The 18,658-nt window shown below is 69.8% G+C and carries 11 protein-coding genes and 3 pseudogenes; 10 read left to right on the forward strand and 4 right to left on the reverse strand.

Annotated elements, in window-relative coordinates:
• Window positions 1-84: 84 nt before the first annotated feature.
• The 7 genes and pseudogenes from NQU54_RS38830 to NQU54_RS38855 all read left to right on the forward strand — a co-directional run.
• Window positions 85-1,770 (forward strand): annotated as a pseudogene (locus tag NQU54_RS38830) (helicase associated domain-containing protein); the annotation flags it as partial.
• A gap of 149 nt (window positions 1,771-1,919) precedes the next feature.
• A complete protein-coding gene (locus NQU54_RS38835; protein WP_257635101.1) occupies window positions 1,920-2,597 on the forward strand; it encodes a TnsA-like heteromeric transposase endonuclease subunit in 678 nt (225 codons plus the stop codon).
• Window positions 2,598-2,659: 62 nt separating this feature from the next.
• A complete protein-coding gene (locus NQU54_RS38840; RefSeq protein WP_257635111.1) occupies window positions 2,660-4,759 on the forward strand; it encodes a TnsB C-terminal domain-containing protein in 2,100 nt (699 codons plus the stop codon).
• Entirely contained in the window at window positions 4,756-5,460 is a 705-nt protein-coding gene (locus tag NQU54_RS49525) for a TniB family NTP-binding protein (protein WP_308408530.1), read from the forward strand. Before NQU54_RS38840 ends, NQU54_RS49525 begins: the two co-directional genes overlap by 4 nt.
• A 105-nt stretch (window positions 5,461-5,565) precedes the next feature.
• Window positions 5,566-5,829 carry a hypothetical protein gene (locus NQU54_RS50590; RefSeq protein WP_306279501.1) on the forward strand — a complete coding sequence of 88 codons (264 nt, stop codon included), beginning with the start codon at window positions 5,566-5,568 and terminating at the stop codon, window positions 5,827-5,829.
• Window positions 5,830-5,846: 17 nt separating this feature from the next.
• Entirely contained in the window at window positions 5,847-9,359 is a 3,513-nt protein-coding gene (locus NQU54_RS38850) for a helicase associated domain-containing protein (RefSeq protein WP_257635102.1), read from the forward strand.
• 52 nt (window positions 9,360-9,411) lie between these two features.
• A pseudogene (locus tag NQU54_RS38855) lies at window positions 9,412-11,286 on the forward strand (helicase associated domain-containing protein); the annotation flags it as partial.
• Window positions 11,287-11,298: 12 nt separating this feature from the next.
• Here the strand turns inward: NQU54_RS38855 and NQU54_RS38860 are convergent.
• Window positions 11,299-11,880, reverse strand: a complete 582-nt coding sequence (locus tag NQU54_RS38860; RefSeq protein WP_257635103.1) for a hypothetical protein — start codon at window positions 11,878-11,880, stop codon at window positions 11,299-11,301.
• 541 nt (window positions 11,881-12,421) lie between these two features.
• Between NQU54_RS38860 and tpg the strand changes: the two genes are divergently transcribed.
• A complete protein-coding gene (gene tpg, locus NQU54_RS50595) occupies window positions 12,422-12,979 on the forward strand; it encodes a telomere-protecting terminal protein Tpg (RefSeq protein ID WP_441005760.1) in 558 nt (185 codons plus the stop codon).
• A gap of 32 nt (window positions 12,980-13,011) precedes the next feature.
• On the opposite strand, the gene NQU54_RS38870 is transcribed toward tpg, so the two are convergent.
• The 3 genes and pseudogenes from NQU54_RS38870 to NQU54_RS38880 form a co-directional block, all read right to left on the reverse strand.
• On the reverse strand, window positions 13,012-14,124 hold the full coding sequence (locus tag NQU54_RS38870) for a hypothetical protein (protein WP_257635105.1): 1,113 nt from the start codon (window positions 14,122-14,124) through the stop codon (window positions 13,012-13,014).
• 15 nt (window positions 14,125-14,139) lie between these two features.
• Complete coding sequence (locus NQU54_RS38875; RefSeq protein ID WP_257635106.1) at window positions 14,140-14,883, reverse strand: AAA family ATPase; 744 nt, start codon at window positions 14,881-14,883, stop codon at window positions 14,140-14,142.
• A pseudogene (locus NQU54_RS38880) lies at window positions 14,880-16,465 on the reverse strand (transposase). The gene NQU54_RS38875 and the pseudogene NQU54_RS38880 overlap by 4 nt, the downstream one beginning before the upstream one ends.
• A gap of 278 nt (window positions 16,466-16,743) precedes the next feature.
• Between NQU54_RS38880 and NQU54_RS38885 the strand changes: the two are divergent.
• Together NQU54_RS38885 and NQU54_RS38890 are read left to right on the forward strand one after the other, a co-directional pair.
• Window positions 16,744-17,049 carry a transposase gene (locus NQU54_RS38885; RefSeq protein WP_257635108.1) on the forward strand — a complete coding sequence of 102 codons (306 nt, stop codon included), beginning with the start codon at window positions 16,744-16,746 and terminating at the stop codon, window positions 17,047-17,049.
• Window positions 17,050-17,311: 262 nt separating this feature from the next.
• The gene (locus NQU54_RS38890; RefSeq protein ID WP_257635112.1) at window positions 17,312-18,550 is read left to right on the forward strand and encodes an IS110 family RNA-guided transposase; all 1,239 of its coding nucleotides are present in this window, start codon (window positions 17,312-17,314) and stop codon (window positions 18,548-18,550) included.
• Window positions 18,551-18,658 lie beyond the last annotated feature (108 nt).

Below are 18,658 nucleotides of genomic sequence, written 5' to 3' on the forward strand. Positions count from 1 at the left end.
TGCCCCTTGAGCAGCGCGAACACACCTACACGTCAGTGACATACAACGCCGAACATCCCAGCGACATCACGGCCGAACCTCACACCAGCGACCGCCGCCGAGCTGTATGCGGCCGAGGCGTCCGAGGCCGCTCTCGCCGACGCGGAGGAGCTGCCTGCCTCCTCCATCGATGCCGAGCTGTACGAGCTGGAGGACGGTCGTCATGTCCCGCCGGACCGGGTGTGGGCGGACTGGCTATGCGGGGATCACCCCATCGCTCACCGGCGTGAGGTAATCCGCCAGTTCGCCAATGGCATCAACGCCGAGAACCGGCGGGTGCACCGGGCGTTCCTCGCGTCCGTGCGTGCGCTCGGAGTCGGGGTCGACATCACCGGGCTGCGCGGGGTAGAGGCGGTATGCATCGTCGGCTCCCGCAGCTCCCAGGTCGACATCGTCCAGAACATCGGACGCGCCTTGCGGCCCAACCCTGACGGCAGCGTGAAGACCGCGCGGATCATCATCCCTGTCTTCCTCACCCCTGGCGAGGATCCCAAGGACATGGTCGCCTCTGCCAGCTACCAGCCCCTGGTCGACATCCTCCAGGCCCTGCGCTCGCACTCGGAACGCATGGTCGAGCAGCTCGCCTCCCGCGCCCTGACCCGCGGCACAGAGCGCCGCCGTCTCCACATCCGTCCCGATCGCGGTGCCGCAGGGACCGGCAGCGGCGAGGTGGAGGAACCGGGTGATGAGACGCAGCAGGAGGTGGACCGCGTCACCTCGATCGTGGTCAACTTCGCCCAGCCCCGGAACGCCGCCGACATCGCCGCACTCACCCGCTGCCGCGTCATCAAACCCGAGTCCCTGGTGTGGCTGGAGGGTTACCAAGCCCTGCTGCGCTGGCGCGCCGAGAACGAGATCACCGGCCTGCACGCCGTCCCCTACGACACCGAGGCGACCGTGGGCACGACGGACTTTCCCCTGGGCAGGTGGGTGCACCAGCAGCGAAAAGCGCACCGGGCCGGAGAACTCAACTCCCACCGCAAGGAGCTGCTGGACGAGGCCGGGATGGTGTGGGAACCGGGCGATGAAGCGTGGGAGGCCAAGCTCGCCGCGCTGCGGTCCTACCGGCGGGCCACCGGGCACCTCGCGCCCCGGCAGGACGCGGTGTGGGGCGAGGTCGAGGCGATGGTGCCGATCGGCCAGCATCTGGCGAACCTGCGCCGGAAGGGCGGCCTCGGGAAGGACCCGGAACGGGCCGCCGTACGCGCGGCGCAGCTAACCGCGATCGACCCGGACTGGAACTGCCCCTGGCCGCTGGACTGGCAACGCCACTACCGCGTCCTCGCCGACCTCGTCGACGCCGACGGCGTCCTGCCCCACATCAAGCCGGGCGTCGTCTTCAACGGCGACGACCTGGGCAAGTGGCGGTGGCGGCAACAGGAGCCGGGCACCTGGGCACAGCTGTCGACCGAGCAGCGGGAGCGGCTGACCGCGCTGGGCATCAAGGGCCCTGAGGCCCCTTCTCCCGCCCCCGCGGCCGCGCGTGCGGCGAAGGGCAAGGCGCAGCAGGCGTTCCAGCGGGGCCTGGCGGCCCTCACGCAGTGGGTGGAGCGGGAAGGCGCGGACCGGCCGGTGCCGCGCGGAGCCAGCGAACAGATCACGGTCGACGGCGAGACGGAACCGGTGATCGTGAAACTGGGCGTATGGGTCTCGAACACCAAATCGAGGCGGAACAAGCTCACCACCGAGCAGCTGGACGCGCTGCGGGAACTGGGCGTGGAATGGGTGTGATGGAGCAGGTCGCCTTGTAGCCATTACCTGATGGGATGCGCGTCGGTTGATGGTGCGTGTGGCAGCAAGGCTCCTCAGCGCACCGGGCGGTTGCTGATCCCGGTCTGTACAGCGCCCGTTTCCTGGATCCCTACGGTGGAGAACAGCGGATGCCGTGGGGCGAGGCCGCTCGCGTCGTGTGCTTGGAGGACTGCGGCCCGGTACGTCCGTTTCCCCTACGGCTTGGCCGCCGTTTCGCGCCGGGCTGGTGGTGGTCGGCTACCACCGGGCGGCTGGTGCACTACGGGTCGGGTGTCATGCGGACCCAGGTGATGCTGCTGGACCATGATCCTTCCGTGATGGCGATGGCATGTCGCCCTGTGGAGCTGTCCTGGAAGGAGTCCGATGGGACCGTGGTGTCGCATGCGCCGCATCTGATGGCGCGGCTCAGCGACGGCACGGGCCTGCTGCTCGACTGCGCCGGGCGGGGGGCGATCTCGCCCCGGCTCGCACACCGCGCTGGCGTCATGGCAGCGGCGGCTCGCGCGGTGGGATGGCAGTACAGGGTTGCCACGCCTCCCGAACCGGTCGTGGCTGCCAACCTCGGCTGGCTGTCGGGATATCGACACCCTCGTTACCGGGACACCGTTCTCATGGAGCGGGTGGTGCGGGCCTTTGCCCGTCCGCATCCGCTGATCGAAGGAGCACGTGCCCTCGGAGACAGCATCAAGGTCCTCCCGGTCCTCTTCCACGCCTTATGGACCGGGACACTGTCAGCCCCGCTGAACGAGCCCTTGCATGAACGGGTGACCGTGACAGCAGGCCCGGGCGAGTGGGCGTCTGCGTGACGACGGCAGTACTTGAGGTGGGGAGCCGGGTGCGGTTTGAGGACCGCTCTTGGACGGTGGTGATGCTCGAAGGGGCCCGTGCCCGGCTGGTCGGCTCGGACAACTCCACGGCGACGGTGCTGGTGAGCTATCTGTTTGCTGCTCCTGGCTTCGAACTCGTTGGAGCGCCCCGCCGCCAGGTGCCTCCGTTCGGGCTCCTGGAGGAACTGCCTGTGCAGGCGCGCGAGCGTGCTGAAGCCTGGGAGCGGCACGTGCGCGAGGTGGAGACGGGTCTTCCTGTGCCAGGGCAGGGCGGTGTGCCGCGGGCGGAGTTCGATCCGGCGCAGCGGACTGTGGCGGAACGGGAGGAGGCCAAGGCGGCGGAGTTGACCGCGGCGGGGCAGCCGACGAGTGCTGTGACCGTGCGGCGGATGCGGGCCCGTTACCGCGAGAAGGGGTTGTGGGGGCTGGTCGACCAGCGCACGGCGCGTAGGCGTTCTGTGGTGGGACGGGCCGATGAGCGTGTGGTCGCTGCGGTCATTCAGGTGCTGGAGGCGCAGCGGGAACGCTCCAGTGGCACGTTGAGCCGGCTGCGGCGCATGGTCGGGTGGGTTCTGGAGGAAACCCATGGTCCGGGCGTGGTGGAGGTGCCGCCGGTGACGACGTTCAACCGGCTGGTGCACGCGCTCGCCGATGGCCATGGGCTGCTGGGGTCGGCGGCGCAGCAGCGGCGGCGCACCTCGCGGCCGGCTCCTCCGTTCACCCCGACTGTGGCCCTGCGGCCGGGTGAGCTGGTGATGCTGGACAGTACGCCGCTGGATGTGCTGGTGGTGCTCGCCGACGGGGTGACGGGCTCGGTTGAGTTGTCGATTGCGTTGGACGTGGCAACGCGCAGTATCTGTGCTGCGGTGGTGCGTCCGGTGGGCACAAGATCGGTGGATGCGGCGGTGCTGCTGGCGCAGATGGTTACGCCCATGCGGATGCGCCCGGGGTGGGAGATGGCGCTGGCGATGTCCCGGTCAGTCATCCCCTATGAGCGGTTGGTGTCGTTGGATGCGCGGCTGGAAGGGGCAGCGGCCCGGCCGGTGATCATGCCGGAGACGGTGGTGGTCGACCAAGGTGCGGTGTTTGTCTCCCATTCCTTCATTGCCGCGTGCGAGAACCTGGGGGTGTCCGTTCAGCCGGCGCCGCCGGCCAACGGCCCGGCCAAGGGCCATGTCGAGCGGACGTTCCGCACCATCGGAGACCGGTTCTCCCAGTACGTGGCCGGCTACAGCGGCTCGGATGTCACCCGGCGCGGCACGGGCGTTGAGGACGAGGCGTGCTGGACGCTTGCGCAGGTGCAGGACCTGCTGGATGAATGGCTCGTCGCCGACTGGCAGTACCGCCCGCACGCGTCGCTGCGCCATCCGCTGGCGCCGAAGATCGCCCTGTCGCCGAACGAGATGTGGGGCGCGCTCGTGGGAGTCACCGGCTATATCCCGGTGCCGCTGAGCGCGGACGACTACATCGAGCTCATGCCCGTCAAGCGGGTGGCCGTCAACGACTACGGCATCCGCTTCGACTACCGCACCTACGACCACAAGGTCCTCAATCCGCATCGCGGGGACCGGTCGGGCGCGCCGGACGGCAGATGGGAGGTGCACCACAACCCCTACGACCCCAATCAGATCTGGGTGCGGCTGCCCACCGGGTGGGAGGAGGTGCCGTGGATCCACCGCGGCTGTGTCAGCCTGCCCTTCACCGACTTCACCTGGCAGCACGTCCGTGCCGCAGTCGAGCGCCGCGGCGACCGCGTCGAGCACGAGCGGCAGCTCGCCCAGTGCCTGGACCGCCTCCTGCGGCGCGCGAGTAACGGTGCCGGGACTCGCCGCGAGCAGACGGTGGCGGCGCGTGCCAGCGCCGCAGCGTCCCTGGCCCGACCGGCCGTGCCGCAGGCGGTCCCGGACCCCGTGGCGGCTCCGACCCTCTCCTACGGCCTGGTGGGCGCTTTCGCCCCGATCGAGGAAGAGGATCAGGAAGGGGAGGCAGGATTCGAGGACGGCTGGGACGAGGACGACGGCCTGCTGCCCGGCCCCGCTGACGCCGATGAGCCTGCCGGAGGCGAGCGGCCAGACTCCCCCGCCCACGTTCCGCGCCCGTCCCGGATCTATGACGCCCACCAGGAAGCAGCACAGTGGTGACAGACACCCCTGCCAACAGCACTCTTCATGACGGAGCGAGGGCCGCGGCGTACGCGCCGCCGACCACGCGGGACGGCTGGCAGCAGTTCGTCGCCACTCCCCCGCTGCAGCCCCATCCGGCCGCGGACGAGGACTGGTCGCTGGAGGAACGGCTGGACTACCACTCCCGGTTCGTGGTGCTGACCACCCCGGCCATGGAACGCATCTCCCTGTCGCTGCGGCGCCTGATGCTCCTCAACCGCCGCCAGCAGGGCACCGCACGTCGCGGCCTGATCGTCTCCGGACCGCCCACCACCGGCAAGACCACCACTCTGCTGGAAATGGGGCGTACCTTCGAACTCGCCGAGCAGCGCCGGCACCCCGGCCGCACGGACCGCCTGCCCGTGGTCTTCCTGGCCGTCCCTCCGGCCTCCACACCCAAGATGCTGGTCAGCGAATTCGCCCGGTTCCTCGGCATCTCCATCGCGGCCCGCATGAACCAGGCGCAGATCACCGACGCCGTCTGCCATCTGCTGTGCCTGCTGGAGACGAAGCTGGTCCTCGTGGACGACGTCCACCTGCTCGACACCCGCACCCGGTCCGGCGCGGAGACCTCCGACCAGATGAAACACCTCGGCGAGCGCATCCCCGCCACCTTCGTCTACGCCGGCGTCGACGTCGACGTCGACGTCGACGTCGAAGCCTCTCCCCTGCTCACCTGACCGCGTGGCGCCCAGCTCGCCGGCCGATTCACCCTGGTCCGCAACACCGCGCTGCCCTGCGCCACCGACGAGCAACGCGAGATCTGGCGTGGTCTGGTCACCGACATGGAGCAAGCCCTGCGCCTGCGCCACCACACCCCGCACACCCTGGCGCGGCACGCCGACTACCTCCACCAGCGCACCGGCGGCGTCATGGGCAGCCTCTCCCACCTCATCCGCGAAGCCGCCCTGACCGCCCTGCTCGACGGCAGCGAAAAGATCACCAAGAAGCTCCTGGCCGGCATCCAGCTCGACATCCGCGCCGAACAACAAGCCCGCCCGCCCCGAAAACGCCTCCCGCGCCCACGCAGCCACAACGCGGGATCCTGACGGAGGTCGGAGCGGCGGTGACGAAGACCACCAGCGGACAGCAGGCGCAGCCACCACAGCGCGAGCAGCCCGAACTTTCCGGGCACACAGGGGCTTGGGGCGCGGTACGGGTAGCGCCGCTGCACGGCGAGACGACGCTGTCCTACATGAGCCGAGTCGCCTCCCGCTACCGGCTCACGGCCAAAGAACTCATCGGCGCACTCGTGGACGTGGGACGACGCCCCAACCTCTTCACGGTGCGGCCCGACGGCGAAGTCGTCTTCAACGCCGAGGCCAGGGCGGTGGTCACCGCCTTCTGCCGCATGTCCGAAGAACACCTGCACCATGCCCTGCCAGCCTGGAGCCGGGAAGTCCCCTCGAGCAGGCTCGGGAGCGGGCCGGCCGCCTGGGTCCGCACCGCAGCCACCATCCCGCCGACCGGCCCCGGGTGCCGGGCCTGCACCGCGAGGGCCACACAGGGCCGGGATACAGCACGCCGTTACCTCCCACCACACGCACGGGTCTGCGTCAAACACCAGTGCTGGATGCTGGAAGCACCCGTCGTCGACGGAGCGACGGTCGGGCCCGGGCAGCTGAATCTGCGGCACGTGCCGCAGATCGCAGCGGCCCAGCGCCGTCACGCACGGCTGCTGCGGCGCTGCCCGCACGCGGCCGAAGCGTTCACTACGGCGCAAGCGATTCTCGCCTCATGGTGGGACGAGCCCTGGCCGGAAGAGACCATCTGGCCCGACCGGCTGCGGCTGATGGCCGCGGGCAACGGCCTCGCACGGCGTACCGCGGCGCGGGATGCGGTCACCTATCCCGAAGCCGTCACGCTGGCCGCGGCCCTGGCCGATACGGGCGTACAGCAGCGACTGCTCGACGAGGCGGGCCGGCATCAGCCGCACTCGCTCGCCGATGTCCCCCACCTCGTCGACGAACTGGCCCAGCGTCTTGAGCGGCCGTGGATCGCCGGTCGCCTCAGTGTGGTCACAACTGGGCCGCTGAACGCCTGGGTGCGCGCCTGTGTCCGCACCCGTGCCGGGCACAAACCGAAAACGCGCAGCATGTGGCGCGTCTCCCCACCCCACCGGCCCACCTCGGTTTCCCAGCTCCTGGCGGAAAGCAGTGACCGGGGCGGGACACCTGTGCAGCCCGAGCCTGCGCCGCTCCCAGACAGCGCCGAAGACGCTGCCCAGGGGTTCGCGCGTGGACTGCGCCATGCCCGTGCCTATGCCGCCGAGCACGGCCACCTGTGCGCGCCCAACACGGTGCGGGTCGACGGATTCGCCGTCGGCCTGTGGCTCGCCAACCAGCGCGCCGCAGGACCCGAGCTCGCTCCCGAACGCGCCGCCGCCCTCGACACCCTCGACCCGTGGTGGAACCCGCCCTGGAACCTGTGGTGGCAGCGCATCTACCACCGCGCCAAGGCACTGGCGCAGACCGGACAGCCGCTCACCCCCGAACGCGGATTCCCCGGCACCACGGAAAATCTCGGCACCTGGCTCTACGAGCAGTGCACCAGCTACAGCAGCCTCCACCCCGGACAGCAGCGACTCCTCGCCGAACTCGGCATCACGCAGGAACGAGCGCGTGGCGCAGCGCCCAGGCGCCGGAATCTCAAGGCAGCCCGGCGCACCGCTGTGGACCACGCCCGCGCCTACGGAAACGAACATGGCCACCTGTGCGCCCCCACCTCCGCACGCCAGAACGGCTTCCCCATCGGCAAATGGCTGCACAGCCAGCGAGTACGCGCACGACGCGGCCAACTCGACCCCGCACTCGACCAGGCACTGACCGACATCGACTCCCGGTGGAACCCGCCCTGGCCCACCGACTGGCAACGCGAGCACCACATCGCCCACGCCGCCGTCGCCTCGGGCAGTCTCCTCGATCCCGAAGCCGGATTCCGTAACTTCGACGACCTCACCGGGCAGTGGCTGTATACCCAGTGCATCAACTACACCGCCCTCCAGCCCGGCCAACAGCACCTCCTCGCCCACCTCGGCCTCACCAAACCCCTCGCCGCCACCGCCGTGCCCAACCCGGCCACCCGACACCCGGCCATGGAGACCGGCCTGCACTACGCCCGCACCTGGGCAGCCGAACACGGCACCCTCGACCTCTCCCGCACCACCCACCACGCCGGTTTCCCCCTCGGCCGCTGGCTGGTCCGACAACGGCACCAGGCCAACCTCCACCGCGAACTCTTCGACACCCCCTGGCCACACGAAGAGGCCCTCGCCCGCATCGACCCGTACTGGAACCCACCCTGGGGCATGAAATGGCAGCGCCGCTACCAGGCCGCCCGCGCACAGCTCACCCCCGACCACGCCCTCGCCCCGAACAAGGGCTTCCCCGGCACACCGGACTGGACCGGACAGTGGCTGTACAACCAGTGCACCGTCTACGACAAGCTCCACCCCCACCAGCAGCAGCTACTCGCCGACCTGGGCCTCACCGCTCAAAGCGCCCGCACCGCCCAGCCCCGCCGCATCCCCCAAGCCGCAGCCTTCACAGCCGGCCTCGCCCACGCCCAAGCCTGGGCCGCCCAGCACGGACACCTCACAGTCACCGGAGACACCCGCCACGACGGCTACCCGCTCGGCACATGGCTCGCCCACCAACGCAAACGCGCCGCCCGCGGACGGCTGCCCGAGGACCGCGCACAGGCCCTGGCCGCACTCGACCCCTGGTGGAACCCACCCTGGACACCGCGCTGGCAGCAAGCCTTTCGAACCGCGCGCACCCACACCACCGGCCGGCCCCTGGCCACCACTACCGACCTCGACGCCCTGCCCACAGTCACCTCGAAATGGCTGTTCACGCAATGCGCCAGCTACGACAGCCTCGACCATGAGCAGCGCCAGCTACTGGCCGGCATGGGCTTGACCGCTGAACGCGCCCGCGCCCTGGCCCCACCGCCGAAACCTCCCCAGCCATCCCGTCCGGCCCGCCCCCGTCTGAAGAACTCGCCCTCGTCCATCGCCGTTGGCCTGCCCTACGCCCGGTCCTGGGCCGCCCAGCACGGCAACCTCACCTCAGCCGGCTACCGCACCGAACACGACGGCTTCCCCCTCGGATGGTGGCTGTACAAACAACGCCGAGCCGCCTACACCCACCTGAAACGAACCGGCCAGCCCTGGCCCCACCACGACCACCTCGCCGCGCTCGACCCGTGGTGGAACCCGCCCTGGCGCGCCACCTGGAACCACAGCTGGCACCAAGCCCACGCCCACCACAGCACGGCTCAGTCCTTCCCCAACAACACCACCAAGTGGATCCGCACCCAGCAACGAACCTGGGAACAGCTCCACCCCCACCAACAACACCTGATGGGCACCATCGGCATCCACAGCCCCACACCCCTATGCCGCTACAACAGCCACCCAGCGAACCTGACCGACCAACCAACAGATCTGATCAACACCAACAAGACCAACGCAGAGCAGGAAACCCGCAGTCCACAGGCCCGCCCAGGCCCGACCCGCAAACAACACCAAGCATCTCGCCAGCACACACCACACCGCCGGACCCAACCAGCCAACTGATCAGCCCAGTTCAACACCCCAGATGCCGATCAGAACGAACGAACCGCGACACCGCGACCCTAAGCCGGTCCTGGGACTGTCGGAGGAGGCGCTGCGCGGGCGTCGGCTGGCGCTGTTGCAGGCCGCGTTGCTGGAGCACGCGGCGAGGTGGAACCTGAAGACGGTGATGACGTTCCACCAGCGGGTGGAAGAGGCGGCGGCGTTCGCGGAGAAGCTGCCCAAGACGGCGGCCGAGCTGTACGCCACCGAGGCGTCCGAGCAGGCCCTGTCCGAGGCCGAGCGGCTGCCGGAGTCGTCGATCGACGCGGAGTTCTACGAGCTGGAGGCAGGCCGTCACGTACCCCCGGACCGGGTATGGTCCGCGTGGCTGTGCGGCGACCACCTGGTGGCCGAGCGGCGTGAGGCCATCCGCCAGTTCGCCAATGGCGTCGACGCATCCGGCCGCCGGGTGCACCGGGCCTTCCTCGCCAGCGTTCGCGTGCTCGGTCAGGGCGTCGACATCGTCGGCACACGGGGTGTGGAGGCCGTCTGCTTCGCCGACACCCGCGGCTCCCAGGTCGAGATCGTCCAGAACATCGGCCGCGCGCTCCGGCCGAACCCGGACGGCTCCACCAAGGTCGCACGGATCATCGTGCCGGTCTTCCTCGAGCCCGGCGAGAACCCGGAAGACATGGTCGCCAGCGCCTCGTTCCGCCCCCTGGTCGCGGTGCTCCAGGGCCTTCGCTCACACTCCGAACAACTGGTCGAACAGCTCGCCTCCCACGCCCTCACCCGCAGCCACCAGCAGCGGCGCGTGCACATCCACCGCGACACACAGGGCCGGATCGTCGGCGCCAGCAGCCAGGTCGAGGGCGGCGGTGAGGGCCGAGAGGACAAGGAGGGCACCGACGGTACTGCCGAGTCCGCACTGCTGCACTTCTCCAGCCCACGCGACCCGGCGACCATCGCCGCGTTCCTGCGCACCCGGATCTACCGCCCGGAGTCCCTGGTATGGCTCGAGGGATACCAGGCCAGACGGCGCTGGCGGGAAGAGAACGGCATCACCGGACTCCACCCGACCCCCTACGACACGGAAACAGCCGTAGCCGTCGGCGGGGGCCGGTTACCGGTCGGGCGCTGGGAGGCCCAGCAGCGCCGCGCGGCCCGCGCCGGGGATCTCGACGCCTGGCGCCGCGAGCTCCTGGACGAGGACGGCATGGTGTGGGAACCCGGAGAAGAAGCCTGGGAAGCCAAACTGGCCCTCTTCCGCTCCTACCGCCGCGCCCACGGACACCTCGCCCCACGGCAGGACGCCCTCTGGGGCGAAACCGATACCGACACCCAGCCCATCGGCCAGCAAGTAGCCAACATCCGCAGAAAGAACGGCCTGGGCAAGAACCCCAAGCGGGCCGAGACCCGCGCCGCGCAACTCACCGCGATCGATCCCGACTGGGACTGCCCCTGGCCCCTGGACTGGCAACGCCAGTACCGCATCCTCGCCCAGCTCGCCGAAGACGAACCCGGCGGCCACCTACCCCACATCGCACCCGGCGTACTATTCGAAGGCGACGACCTTGGGCAGTGGCTCCAGCAGCAAGCAAACAACTGGACGGGCCTGTCCAACGAGCAACAGCAGCGGCTGACCGCACTGGGCATGACACCCGCAGAACGACCCGCCCCCGCGGCCCACAGCGGCCAGAAAGCAGCGGGGAAGCTGTCAGCGGCCTTCCATCGAAGCGTGGCAGCTCTCGCACAGTACATCGCACGCGAAGGACACCACCGCATCCCCAGAGGCCACATAGAGGAGATCACAATCAACGGCCACGACACCGCGGTGAGCGTTCGGCTAGGGGTGTTCATGAGCAACACCAAATCCAGGCGGGACAAGCTCACCGAGCCGCAACGCGCCGCACTGGCCGCCCTCGGACTGAAATGGGCGAGGGCGTAGAAGCCTCTCAGGCTACTGTGCGTCGATGCAGGGCCCTTGGGCACGGAAGCGCGCGCGGGTTTCCGGCCAGGGTGTCGCGCTGTCGTGGCCGCAGCAGCCGACGCCTCCGCAAAGAGGTCGTGAGTCGCGCGCCGGTCTGCCGTTGATCAGCGCCACTCGCCCGTACGCCTCGTAGCGCTCGCGGCTGTCCTCGCCGTCCACAAGATCGTTGGCGAGCTCCTGCTTGGTGGAGCGCACGAGATCCGCGATCGGAACACCCCACCTACTGCGGATCATGGCTACGAGCTGCGCCTTGGAGTGGTCGCGCATCAGAGCGTTTCTCCGCTGGAGCAGCTCGTTGGCGAGCTCGACTTCGGCTGCGGGAATCGGCGTGATCGAGTCGCGGATGTACTCGGGGTCCTCGTCCGCGTCGAAGATCATGATGCAGGCCGCGTGCGGTGCGAAGACAACGATCTCATCTGGGTTCTCAGCCTGCGCCTCGGCGGTGGCGCGTACCCAGTTGAGGGCTTCGTGGTAGCTGAGGTGTGTGCCCTGCTCGCGTGCGGTGCACTGGAGTTCGCGGGCGCGCTGCTGCTCGGTAGTGCGTTTGGTCATGGACGGGTCCTCTCGGCACCGGGTCCTCGCCCCCACACGGCAACCCCGGCTCGATGGATCCTCAAGGTGTTCGTCAAGCGGTCCGTTGATCCCGGAAGACCTTCCACCAGTGTGCCGGGCAGTGTGGGTGTCCGGGTGCGGTGTGGGCGTCGGCGAAGCCCAGGGCGTCAGCCCTGCGGGCAGGATACCGGCTCGGCCGTCGGCTCTTCCCTTCGTCAGTGAAGGCGGTGGCGTTGTCCTCGTACGGGTCGTTCGGCTCATGTGCGTGCCGGACGGCGTCGCGGTCGAGGCGTAGTCGGCGGAACTCTCCCGCCTCAGGGGGGCTCGATACCAGAAGGACAACACCGGGATGCCGGCGACGTCCGTCGTGACCCGCGCCGCCAGCTTGTCGCCGGTGCTCGCCCAAGGGCTCGTAGCCTGCGTCAGCCGGCGCTGTCCCGAGAATGCAGAAACTGGCAGGCGGGGGCAGATGACGTGGCAGAACTGACGCTACGGACTGCGGGGTGCTGGCCCTGTCGGCTGGCCGCTTGGAGAGACGGACGTGGGACAGATCGAGCAGGGATTGGAGCGGGCGTTGCGCACCCGACCCGTTCCTTCAAGCACCGAGGCACGCCTGCGATTTTTGCTAGCGGCGCACCGGGGTTCCACCTGGAGGGTCGCCGCCGTGCTGGGGGTGTCGCAGCGCACTGTGCAGCGGTGGGTGACGAAGAAGCCAGGAGCGCGTCGTCCGCCGGGTCCGATACAGCTCCGGGCGATCGAGGAAGCGGTCCTGGCCCGATGGCAGCCCCGGATACGGGCCCGTCGGCATGCACAGGCCGAAGCTAACGGGTTCGTCTTCCACACGAGGGCGCGATTCGGGTTCGCCGCGCCAGCAGGGTCTTCGGACGATCCGCGGGTGCGATGGATCGCCCAGGACCTGCCGGGAGAGGTGGCCCGGGAGCTGTTCGCCGCTCGGGATGCCGGCGCGGGCGAGCAGCAGCAGACGGTGATACTCGCCCGTGCGCTGGGGCATGCCTACTTTCGCGAATGGGGCCGCCGGGCCCACGGTCTGCACGTCGCTTTCAGCGACGTCGAGTTCGCCGACTTCTCGATCGGCTGAGTCTGCCCTGTCGAGCGAACGCGTCAGGGTGTTCAGCGTAGCGAGAGCCTGACGCGACTGGCCGGCACCGCTTTGTACCTCTCAGCTTCCTGCCGCTCGCGCCAGTCCCACTCCACACGCCCGACCGGGCCTTGGCGGCGGGCCGCGGGCGGCTGGGGCGGGCGCAGTCTGGCCGTCTCCGCAACGCCCAGCAGGTGCGCACGGTCACCTGGCGCGGCGAGCAGTTCCTGGTCCTCACCGGAGACGAGTCGGGTGAAGCAGGCCGCGGCCCGCAGGAAGATGCCTGCCCAGGGCGGTACGGGGTAGGCGGCGCAGCCGTCGGTGTAGCGGGCGCGGTCGTGCAGGGCGAGCGTGGCCGCAGCGTCGTCGTAGTCGCGGGGGCGGGCGGTGGCGAGTTGCTGGAGGGAGGCGCCGGTGATCAGTGCGGCGGCGACGGCCGCAGCCAGGCGAGGGTGTGCGGTCGCCGTGTGCAGCCGGTGGGCGACTCGCTGCGCGGTGGGCGCGGTGAGAGGCGCGGGCGGTGGGCGGTGCCGCCAGGCGATCGGGGGTGGCGTGCGCGGGTCGGTGCAGGGGCGGGGACTGTCGTAGGAGACGAGGCGGTCCAGTGCGGGCAGGGTGAGCCATCGGCTGGCCGGCTCGGTGGGCTCGTCTGCGGCCGGGGATTCGGCGATAGGTGTGCCGTAGTAGTGGCGGCGGGCTGCCTCGAAGTCGGCGGTGAGGGAGTAGTCGGCCGTCCGCAGGGCCTGGTGCAGAGCGGCGGGAAGGTGAGGGCGGTGGCAGACCAGGGTCGGGTGGATACCGGTGAGGGCCTGTAGCTGCAGCAGGCGCATCGTGCGGCGGGTGGTGAGGCGGTGGGCGCGCAGGGCGGTCAGCCGGGTGACGGGCAGGGCGGTCATCCAGGCGGCAGCGGCTTCCCAGGCGGGCTGACGGCCGGCGGGAAAGCGGCCCGGGAGCAGGGGCGGCTTGCCCAGAGCGGCGAGAAGGTCGTGGGCGAGGCCGGTCTCGCTCGTGGTGCCCGGACCGGGGTGCGGGGTGATCCGGCCGAACGGCGGATGGTGGGCGGCCAGGGCAGTGTGCGTGTGCAGCGCGTCGTCGTGACGGTCGAGAACCACGGTGACGGACGGCAGCGGCGGGGCGGGAGGCATGGGCGGTGCAGGTGGTCAGGCAAGGCGGCTGAAGGCCCAGCGCAGCAGCTCCTGGTCGACGCGGGCGCGGCCGGTGCGGGCCAGGGCGGTGCGGGTGTGGGCGGTCAGCTGAGCCCAGGCGCGGAAGTTGCCGTGGGCTGCGTGGCTGTCGGCGAAGGTGATGTCGTCGGGGTCGGCATCGGCCCAGACCGGGTGGAACAAAGGGATGACGTCGAGGACGTCTTCGGGGTTGAGGCGGGTGAAGTGCTGCCAGATGAAGATGCGGGAGGACAGCATCGGTTCGCGGCGCAGCACGGTGTGGCAGCCCTCGCCGCCGACGAAGATGATCGCGAGCTGGGTTGAGGGTTCGTCCGACAGGTAGCGGAAGTATTCGAACGCCTCTCCGTTGAGCCACTGGGCCTCATCGACGAGGAAGGTGCGGGGGCGTTCGGCCAGCGCGGTTTTCAGCAGGCGGTCGAACTCGCTGGGGTGGCGCGGCGGTTCGCCGGCCAGGTCGAGCGCGGTGAACAGCTCGTAGCGCACCGCGCGGGCGGTGGGCCGGGCCCGGAAGGTGATCTTGCGGACGTCCTCGTGCGGTTCGAGTGCGCGCAAGCAAATGTTGACGGCGAGGGTCTTGCCGAAGCCGGCGCCGCCGTGGATGCACATCATCGCGCGGGCGGCGACCGTGTCGGTGATGTTGTCCCGGGCGGTGAGCAGGGCCCGGGTGGTGACCACCGACGCATCGGGCAGGTCGACGTACTGGTAGGTGGCCGCGGTCACGAGGCGTCTCCGTCTTCAGTGGTCTGTTCGGCCGGTCCGGGCGGGCGCCCGGGGGCAGGTTCGGACGGAACGGGAGGAGGCCGGCCAGGCGCGGTCCGGGTAACGAGGGGAGGCGGGGTACGCCAGTCGGCCGGGGGCGCGGCGGGCGGAATGAGGTCCGGCATCGCCAGATCCGACAGGGCGGTGCCGGCGGACTAGGCGAGTTCGGCCTTGGCCTGCGCGGTGGTCAGCGCGCCGAGCCGCCGGGGCGCCTCGGGCTGGTTCACGGCGGCGTAGCGCTCGCGCTGGGAAGCCTCCAGGTCCTTCTTCAGACGGCGGGAGCGAGCGGCCCGCGCTCTACGTACGGCGCTGACCTGTTCCTCGGTGGCCTGATCGGCCAGCTCCGCAGACCCCAGGTAACGGCCGGTGGCCGCGTGGTAGACCTCGATCCGGTGATCATGGTGGGGGTGGGGCATGAAACGGACCCAGACCTGGATGCCGGCCTGACCGGTCATCCACGCGCTCACGTAGTCGCGTTTCCTGAAACGGACTCCGCGGGTGGTCAACGTGCGAGTGCCGGCGTCCTCCAGGGTGAACGTCCACAGATCTGCCGCGGGCACGTCCCGCAGCGGGGTGGGATCGTCCTGCCACGCCTCAAGCGGAGTCCTGCCCCGCAAGGGCGCGGGGTGATACTCGGTGTTCCACCACGAAGTCCAGGCCAGCCGGCCGGTGAAGTCCTCGAAGCCGAGCAGCACTTCGTCCTTTGGGCGGGAAACCCGTTTGCCGGGACGCGGCTGGCGGGCATAGCCGGGCAGCGCGGCCAGGAACATGCTCTCCACCGCCCGGTTCAACCCCTCCACCGTGCCCTTGAGATGGGGGGTGTAGGCGGGCAGGTTCTCCACCGTCACGTCCAGAAGATCGAACGCGGCGGTCACCGTCCGGGACAGGAAGTCCTTGCCGCGGTCCACCCGCACCTTTTGGGGCAGGCCGCCGAACGGGCCGTAAGGGTCCGCGCGCAGGACTGCGGAGCGCAGCGCGGCCAGCACCGACTCCCGCGACGGATGCACCGGCGTGACCGCGACGCCGGTGATCGCGTTGGTGGCGCAGTCGGTGAACCAGGTGATCCACGGCCTGCGGGGCTTTCCGTTGACATCGACCAGCACCGGGGCCTGCATGTGGTCGGTCTCCCATGCCTGGTTGCGCCAGCCCCGCGGCCGGGCCAGGAACACATCGTGTTTGCGCGCCGCCCGCTCGCCTTTCGCAAGTCCGGCCCGCTCCCCCGGCGTCAGGTCCCGCTGGATCGCCCGGTGCAGCGTCGGAATCGACGGAGGCGGCTCTCCCTCACCCCCGGCCGCGCGAGCAGCCAGCTCACGATGGGCCGCCGCGACGTTGCCCTTCCACAAGGCCAGCAGGCGGCGCACCTCCGAGGTGACGGTGAAGCGGTCCCTGCTCTGGGCCCGTGCCCCAGGCTCCGCGGCCGCGGACTCGTCGCGCTCGGCGGCGGCCAGCCACCGCCACACCGTGCGCTCCGTCACCTCCAACGCAGCCGTACATGACGGGAGGTCAATTTCTGTTCCTGCCGCAGGGCGAGCAGCCGGCGCACGGCAGGACCGCGCAGCGCCGACAGGGAGGAAGAAGGCAGGCCTCCCCGCGCGTCCGGACCGTCCTCGCGCACGCCGGAACGGGAAGCGCCCTCTCCCGGCCCGGAAGCGCCGGTCACAGCGGCCCCATCAACCGTGCGCAGGCCCGCTCCAGCATCCGGCGGTCCACTACCGCACGGCTCTTGCCGTAGATCTCGGCGGTCAGGTGCGAGGTGAAGCTTCCCCTTGTGACTGGACACCTGGAAACTGGGACGTGAGGTTCCAGAGGAAGTAGTGCCAGGTGGGTAGTCAGTACTCGAAGCGGTATTCGGAGGAGTTCAAGCGGGACGCGATCACGTTGGCCCGCTCCTCCGACAAGACGATCACCGAGGTCGCGCGGGATCTGGGCGTGAGCCCGGAGAGTCTGCGTGGCTGGGTGAAGCGTGACCGGATCGACCGGGGCGGGGGCACGTCGGGCGAACTGACGAGCGCGGAGCGCGAGGAGCTGAGGCGGCTGCGCAGGCAGAACGCCGAGCAGCAGAAGACGATCGAGATCTTGAAAAAAGTATTCATGGCGCCGCTGCGCGGCGTCACCGTGGCGGGATGAGAATCAGGGGTTCGCTCCCTGCTGTCCGCTTGGTCTGGGTAAACGCTCCGGCGACGCCACTGCCCGCCAGTCCCGCGCCACCTCGATCATGCAGGTGGTGCCGTCCGGCTGACGTCGGTGCGGTGTGGTACTGCGAGTCCGCAAAAAAGTATGACGCTGGGGCTTGAGGGATCGTTGACTGCTGCCACGAGCGCGAATCTCAGACTCTTCAACCAGTAGGCCCCCTCTCGGGCGGCACCGTGTGCGCGAGGAGGGCGGATTGGTGGATGTGATCGTGGCTCGCTGCGCGGGCCTGGACGTGCACCGGGACACAGCGGTGGCCACCGTCAGGTCGCCGGGGAAGCGCCGGGGCAGCCGACATCAGGAGACACGGACCATCGCCACGACGTTGCGGGGGCTGGCCGAGCTCGAGGACTGGCTGGTGGTAGAGCAGGTCGAACTCGTGGGCATGGAAGCCACCGGAATCTACTGGAAACCGGTGTTCGCCGCGCTGGAAGACCGCCTGACCTGCTGGCTGTTGAACGCCGCGCACATGCACAACGTGCCCGGCCGCAAGACTGACGTGGCCGACTCCGCCTGGATCGCCCAACTCCTGGAACACGGCCTGGTGCGGCCCTCGTTCGTGCCGCCACCGGAGATGCGGGACCTGCGCGACCTGACCCGGACTCGCGCGGCAGCGACACAAGAGCGGACCCGGATGGTGCAGCGCCTGGAGAAGGTCCTCCAGGACGCCGGGATCAAGCTCACCTCGGTCGCCTCACAGGCGTACTCCAAATCGGCCCGTGCCATGCTGGAGGCGCTGATCAGCGGGGAGCATGACCCCAAAGTGCTGGCAGGTCTGGCCAAGGGCCGCCTGCGCTCCAAGCACGACCAGCTCGTGGAGGCACTCGCGCACCGCTTCCGTATCGAGCACCATGGCGTCCTGGCCCGGCGCTTGCTGGACCATATCGACTCCCTCGATGCAGCGGTCGCCGAGCTGGACGCCGAGATCACCCGGCGTCTGACGCCGCACGCCGATCTCGTCGAGCTGATCTGCACGATTCCCGGTGTCGGGCCGAAGAACGTCCAGGTCCTCATCGCCGAGATCGGGCTCGACATGGACATCTTCCCCACGGCCGGCCACCTGGCCTCGTGGGCCGGCATCTGCCCGGGCAACAACGCCTCGGGCGGCAAACGCCGCCCCGGCCGCACCCGTCCGGGATCACGCTGGCTCAAGCAGGCCCTCACCGAAGCGGCCTGGGGAGCCGCCCGCACCAAAGGCACCTATCTGGCCGCCCACCATGCTCAGATCAAGGGCCGGGCCGGACGCTTCAAGGCCATCGGCGCCACCCGGCACGACATCATCATCGCCTACTGGCACATCGTCCACGACCACGTGCCCTACCGAGACTTGGGCGCCGACTGGGCCCACCGCCGATTCTCACCCGAACACCGGGCCCGACGGCTCATCGCCCAACTGGAAGATCTCGGGCTGCGCGTCACCACAGAGCCCGCCCCCTGAGCACAAGCGTCGGCCGACTGTCGCGGGGCGCTTCCACCTGCCTGCTCGAGCGTGGATTCATATCTCAGCGGCGGCCTTCTTCGCCAGGGACAGCGACCGGTGAGCGAA

Source organism: Streptomyces malaysiensis subsp. samsunensis, from assembly GCF_024519315.1.
In the GTDB taxonomy this organism is placed as follows: Bacteria; Actinomycetota; Actinomycetes; order Streptomycetales; family Streptomycetaceae; genus Streptomyces; species Streptomyces malaysiensis.

Bases quoted from the DNA above. Each gene is read 5' to 3' on its own strand.
- NQU54_RS38840 (WP_257635111.1), top strand. From the start codon at position 2,660: ATGCTCGAAGGGGCCCGTGCCCGGCTGGTCGGCTCGGACAACTCCACG.
- NQU54_RS38870 (WP_257635105.1), bottom strand. From the start codon at position 14,124: ATGCCTCCCGCCCCGCCGCTGCCGTCCGTCACCGTGGTTCTCGACCGT.
- NQU54_RS38860 (WP_257635103.1), bottom strand. From the start codon at position 11,880: ATGACCAAACGCACTACCGAGCAGCAGCGCGCCCGCGAACTCCAGTGC.
- NQU54_RS38835 (WP_257635101.1), top strand. From the start codon at position 1,920: ATGCCGTGGGGCGAGGCCGCTCGCGTCGTGTGCTTGGAGGACTGCGGC.
- NQU54_RS50590 (WP_306279501.1), top strand. From the start codon at position 5,566: ATGGAGCAAGCCCTGCGCCTGCGCCACCACACCCCGCACACCCTGGCG.